This window comes from Streptosporangium sp. G11 (assembly GCF_051192615.1).
Classification (GTDB): domain Bacteria; phylum Actinomycetota; class Actinomycetes; order Streptosporangiales; family Streptosporangiaceae; genus Streptosporangium.
The window spans coordinates 1-5,523 of the sequence record NZ_JBPJUQ010000186.1; the positions used below are offsets into that span (position 1 = coordinate 1).

Genomic DNA, 5,523 nt, shown 5'->3' on the forward strand with positions numbered 1-5,523 from the left:
TCTACTACGCTCAACACCAGCCCGAACCGACGGCTGGAGTCAGCCCGTAGAGCCTCCACCGAACCCGGATCGCTTCAGATCTGCTGTATGGCGATCTGGTGGGTGAATCAGGGGGATACCTTTGATCAAGAGCAAGCAGCCGGGATCCTGTGGGCGCCCAAGGTCGACAGGAACGGGCGCCGCAAGTCGCACTGGAACACCATGATCGAGGTGCGCCCCGGCGACAACGTGATCCACTACGCATCCAAGGTGATCGCGCTGAGTGTAGTGACGGCCGCAGCTGTCGACTCCCTTCGACCGGATGACTTGTCAGAGAACTGGGATCAGGACGGTCGACTTATACGGACGGCTTACCGACAGGCGACGCGGCCAGTCCTGCTGGAGGAGATCCCGCAACAGTGGCGCACAGGCCACTCATCACCCGGCGGTCCGTTCAACTTTAAGGGTGGCGTCAACCAGGGCTATCTCTTCCGACTGGACGATGACTTTGGCGACCGATTCATGCATCAGTTCGATGACCGGTTCGCCGACATGCCCGTCGTGCTTCCCGCGGAGGCGAACGACAGCGCCACCAACCTGCTTCGGCGACTCCTCGGCGAAGAGATCACCACCGTCACTGGACGCCGCAACCGCATCCTCGCTGTACAGCCTCCCAACGTTCGCGTCGCGACCGATCAATCACCAGATGGCCAGCTGGTTCCCATCGCAGACCTACAGGCTGCGCTCACCACGCTTCAGACTCAGAGCAGCGTCACGATTCACCCCAATGATGTGGGCTATCGGAGCGCCTTCATCGGTGCAGTGCTCCTCACCCTCCCGGGAGTCGAGCTGAGGCAAGGAACTCCACCCATCATCGCTGTGCGCCCTCCCGATGCACCTGCCACGGTGGAGCACGACCGGGAGAGCTTCAGCTACGAAGGCGATTTGAACCGACCGGTCACCGCCACCCAACGCGGAGAGCAAGCCCGCTTGCGCCGCTTACTCTTTGGATCAGAAACCATTGCAAAGTGCGCCCTATGCGGCGATACCTTGCCCGTGCGGTTCCTGGTCGCCGCTCACATCAAAGTACGAAGCCTTTGCACCGACGAAGAGCGCCGTGACCTTGCACACATCGCAATGCCAGCATGCCAGTTCGGTTGTGATGCCCTCTACGAGACGGGCTACATCTCAGTAGATCAGGACGGAAAGATCCTCGCAGCGACCTCGAAGAGCAATGACCTACTCGCAACTCGACTCTCAAACCTCGCTGGCCGGGCTTGTCTGTCGTTCACCGAAGAGAGCCGCCACTACTTCGAATGGCACTACCTAAATCGTTTTCGAAGGTGAAAGAGATGGCCCGCTCTTGCGCATCAGCGGACTGGACGCCAGCGCCGCTTGTCCCACCGTCACAGACAACGCCTCTGGTGGATGGCCTCCAGCTCCAGGTTGATGCCGCGCCCACTCGCCTGCCTGCAGTGGGTAGCAGGCTGCGGACGACTCCCTTGGACATCTACTGGACCAGCCCTTCCCGCGGAATTTCGGCTATCTGGAATTTGCAATACAGCTCTCCAGTTGAGCATGCGATAGAAAACAATCACCTCCGCAATACGAGACATGCCCGCGGCCGTGACATACAGTTCCGGAATGCCGCCTCGACCTGTAGGACGGGTTGCCCGTGTCCGGATAGTGCCACCGGCGCAACCAAGCATCTTCGACACACCGGCCGAACAACTACTCAGCGTCCTGCAATCAGGAGTCCACACTGTCTGGTACCGGCGCATGTGGCGGATAGGCGGCGTCGATACTCCCAAAGGCTATATACGCGGACGTCTCGGATGCGAAACCGAGATGGGCACAGACCATTGGGACGACGGACAGCTGGACTTCATACCGGAAACCCTTGCCGGCGGTGTCGCATCGCCTTTCGTGATCCGTCTCTCCGATTTCGCCGCAGTCTTCCAGGTGAGATCACCCGTCATACGGGTCGCTTCATTCACAGGAGCTCTTCGCGTAATTCTCCGCGAGCAGATGGACGAACAGTGGGAAATATCCTCTCCAGCGAAAGAGAAATCATTCGAGGAGTGGAGAAAAACAGTCGACAAAATTATCCGCTTGAGCGTTAGGTTGGTTCCTCCATCGAGCGGCGAAGGGGAATCTGAAACCGATCAGCTCATAACAGAGATGCGCCTAGACTCCGCGAGTCTAGAGCTCAAATCTGAATCCGGAATCGAAACCAATGGAAGTATCGCTCAACAGATACTGGATCATGTCGATTGCGGGCATGTCCAAGCGTCGGCGACCGGGGTACGTGAGAACGGAGAAGTCTCAGCAGAGACCGTATGGGATAGCCAACTCCACGGAGAAAGCCTGATCACCACTATCGCCGTCGACCAAAAAACGGGTGAAGCCACCTTCGAGTCACTGTTCGAAGAGGTGGAAACCATGGAGCTTGGTGAGACATTCTGACCGAATGGCGAACTGCTCAACGGTCGCCTTTAGTCCAACCGTGCCGCTGGCCGCGACCTAAGCCTTCAGGGTCACCGAGGACCGACCTGTCGGTTTTTCCTTCAAGTTGCTTCGGGTGATCTGCAGCCACTCAGGCGGATAGTTTCCGAAATTCCATCAGGGTTAAATCAGCTCGCATCTGCGTCTTCTGTTCGAATTTTTCAACTTCACTAGCTCTGTCCGCCTGAATAGCTAATTTCTTTCAGGAGGACAGCGGGGGTGCCTTGCGTGCTGAACCTCGGTATATGTCAGAGGCGTACCGTCGTTCGGATACGTCGATCTTGTCGTGGGCAGCCTCCACCAAGTCGACCTCAAGGGCAGCGGCGAGTTGCACGAGGTAGTTCAGCACATCAGCCAGCTCTCCACGGATCCGGCCCAGAGTCTCAGGATCTGGGCGCCGGGACTCCTCAGGAGTCAACCACTGGAACTCAGCCAGCAGCTCTCCCGCTTCACCGGCCAAGGCCATCGCCAGATTCTTTGGGGTATGGAACTTCTCCCATTCACGCTCCGCGCCGAACCGGCGAAGACGCCCAGCGAGTTCCTCAAGTTCTGTCGCCACAGGTGTCGACTTTACCGCCCCTGTCGTCATTGGAACTCACAATCGATACCCACAACAGGAGCTGACGGAAACCGATAATTGTCGGTGGACGGCGTTACGGTACGTCTCACACCACGCATCACCTCCGTCTGGATGGCGCCACTTTGTGAAGGAGCGGCTTTCGTGGCCTCACGCTGTCTGTACCGGGCAACCGCCGGCGACCTCGCCAACGTCACCTCCGCAGGACATCTCATCAGGGAGCTCAGGCGAAGCTTCAACGAGTTGATCGGCGGCAAGCTGGACGACAGGGAGGTCGAATCCTGGCGCAACAGCATCCCGACGGTCGTCGAGTTGCTGCTGGAGGCGGGCTTGGCCGAGGTGCAGGTGCTGGTGGAGTTCAAGATTCCGATCACCGACGTGCGCATGGACCTGGTGCTGGTCGGGTCCCATCCGGGCAACGGGCGGATGTCGGTGGTCGTGGTGGAGAACAAGCAGTGGGAGTGGGTGCGGCCGGATCCAGGCTCGCAGATGGTGCACGCTCCCGGAGCACCCAACAGCAACCCGCGGCTGCATCCGGTCAGGCAGGTCTGGGACTACCGCCAGGTCCTGATCGACTACATCCCCCTACTGAAGCAGTCAGCCGAGGTCTCCTGCATCGTCAACATGCACAACGCCACCGGTGAGACCCTGGCGACGATCCGGCCCTCCGCCATGGGCCTGCAGTGCGATCCCCTCTATGCGCGGATGTACGGCAAGGATCACCGCGAGCAGTTCAAACGCGCTCTTCGCACTGCCCTGGCCCCCGAAAAGGCGGCCCACTACACCCAGGAGCTCCTGGAGGCTCCGGTGCTGCCGACCGGAGGCCTGATGGCGGTGGTCAGCGAGAGCGTCTGCCACCGGTCGGTCTTCCCACTGCTGGATGAGCAGCGAGAAGCCTACGACTACGTGCGAGGCGCAGTCACCAGAAGCAAACAGGGCGCCCCCAAGGAGGCCGTCGTGATCGTGGGCGGTCCCGGCACCGGCAAGAGCGTGATCGCCGTCGAGCTGTTGGGCGCCCTGAACCGCCAAGGCGTGCGTGCCGTTCACGCCACCGGCAGCAGATCGTTCACCCAGACCCTGCGTGACAACGTCGAGAGGGTCGACCCACGGGCACGGCGCAGTTTCTCCTACTTCAACAGCTACACCCACGCCACCACCAACGACTTGGACGTCCTGCTGTGCGATGAGGCCCATCGGCTGCGCGAGACCTCCCGCAAACGCGACACCCGCAACGGGTACGACGACGGCCGACAGGCACCACCCCAGGTGCAGGAGCTGATCAACGCCGCACAGGTCCCGGTGTTCCTGCTGGACGAACACCAGCTGGTCCGCCGCGGCGAGGTGGGCTCCGTCCAACTCATCCACGACACCGCCACGGCGATGGGAGTGAAGGTCCACCAGATCGACCTGCGTCACCAGTTCCGCTGCGGCGGCTGCCCCGAATACGTCACCTGGATCGAGAACCTTCTGGGCCTGGGCTCGCAGCAGGGTCCGCAGCGGTGGCTGCCGCTGGATACGTTCGAGCTGTACGTGGCCCGTACCCCCGCCGTGATGGAGAACTTCCTGCGGACCAAGCTGACCCAGGGACACACCGCTCGCATCGCGGCCGGCTTCTGCTGGCCCTGGAGCGAACCCCAGCACAACGGCGCCCTGGTCAACGACATCAAGATCGACGACTGGCACCGTCCCTGGAACTCCAAGGCCGACCGGACGGTCAACGGTGTTCCTCCCTCCAGCCTGTGGGCCACCGACCCGGCCGGCTTCGACCAGGTCGGCTGCATCTACACAGCCCAGGGCTTCGAGTACGACTACGCGGGCGTCATCTTCGGAAAAGACCTGACCTGGACCGAACAGGGGTGGAGATCCGACCGCAGAGCCAACGAGGACACCGCAGTCAACGGTGCCCCCCGCTTCGACCAGCTCGTTCGCAACACCTACCGGGTCCTAGCCACCCGCGGCATGCGCGGTGCCGTTCTGTACTCCGAGGACCTCACCACCAACCGCCTGTTCGCCAGACTCGGCGTGCCTGTCCTGCCGGAGTAAAACCGCTGAGCTTGTCGTAGCTGGGTGCACCGTACGCGGATCCTACGGCTCATCGGCTCGGGAAGCTCACTCCCATCCACCGGTCCACAAGCAGTATGAGGAAAGGTTGCGGCCATCGCGCGGGTCAAGCGGTACCGCGCGATGGCTTCTCTACTCACCTTTGGCTGCCTTGATCCACTTCGTGAACTCCCGGACCAGGTCCAAGATGAACAGCCGCTCCGCCTGACGGAACGGCAGATAGAACCACACGGGTAGGGACAGCACGATGATCACTAGGGCATGGGACAGACCCGTACAGGCGACTACCGCACGATCAGCTAGTGTCATGCGCCTGAAATTCGTCGGCAATATTTAGCCAGGGATTCGAGGATCTCTTCAGCGCTCTTGGTCCACACGAACGGCTTGGGATCCTCGTTCCA

The 5,523-nt window shown here is 60.9% G+C and carries 5 protein-coding genes; 3 read left to right on the forward strand and 2 right to left on the reverse strand.

The genetic code is table 11. The annotated features are described in order from the left end of the window. The first annotated feature begins 87 nt into the window (after window positions 1-87). Both ACSDR0_RS49200 and ACSDR0_RS49205 read left to right on the forward strand, forming a co-directional pair. Window positions 88-1,326: a hypothetical protein gene (locus ACSDR0_RS49200; RefSeq protein ID WP_435295892.1), complete on the forward strand. Its 1,239-nt coding sequence runs from the start codon at window positions 88-90 to the stop codon at window positions 1,324-1,326. Between the two features lie 501 nt (window positions 1,327-1,827). Further along, window positions 1,828-2,445, forward strand: a complete 618-nt coding sequence (locus tag ACSDR0_RS49205) for a hypothetical protein (RefSeq protein ID WP_435295893.1) — start codon at window positions 1,828-1,830, stop codon at window positions 2,443-2,445. Between the two features lie 241 nt (window positions 2,446-2,686). On the opposite strand, the gene ACSDR0_RS49210 is transcribed toward ACSDR0_RS49205, so the two are convergent. Beyond that, a complete protein-coding gene (locus tag ACSDR0_RS49210) occupies window positions 2,687-3,043 on the reverse strand; it encodes a nucleotide pyrophosphohydrolase (protein ID WP_435295894.1) in 357 nt (118 codons plus the stop codon). Window positions 3,044-3,205: 162 nt separating this feature from the next. Here ACSDR0_RS49210 and ACSDR0_RS49215 point away from each other — a divergent pair, with 162 nt between their 5' ends. Continuing rightward, window positions 3,206-5,104 carry a DUF2075 domain-containing protein gene (locus ACSDR0_RS49215; RefSeq protein ID WP_435295895.1) on the forward strand — a complete coding sequence of 633 codons (1,899 nt, stop codon included), beginning with the start codon at window positions 3,206-3,208 and terminating at the stop codon, window positions 5,102-5,104. A gap of 150 nt (window positions 5,105-5,254) precedes the next feature. Here the strand turns inward: ACSDR0_RS49215 and ACSDR0_RS49220 are convergent, their stop codons facing one another. After that, window positions 5,255-5,377 carry a hypothetical protein gene (locus tag ACSDR0_RS49220; protein ID WP_435295896.1) on the reverse strand — a complete coding sequence of 41 codons (123 nt, stop codon included), beginning with the start codon at window positions 5,375-5,377 and terminating at the stop codon, window positions 5,255-5,257. Window positions 5,378-5,523: the final 146 nt, after the last annotated feature.

What these genes read in the sequence shown, in the direction of transcription:
- ACSDR0_RS49200 (WP_435295892.1), top strand. Translation starts at nt 88, where the DNA reads ATGGCGATCTGGTGGGTGAATCAGGGGGATACCTTTGATCAAGAGCAA.
- ACSDR0_RS49205 (WP_435295893.1), top strand. Translation starts at nt 1,828, where the DNA reads ATGGGCACAGACCATTGGGACGACGGACAGCTGGACTTCATACCGGAA.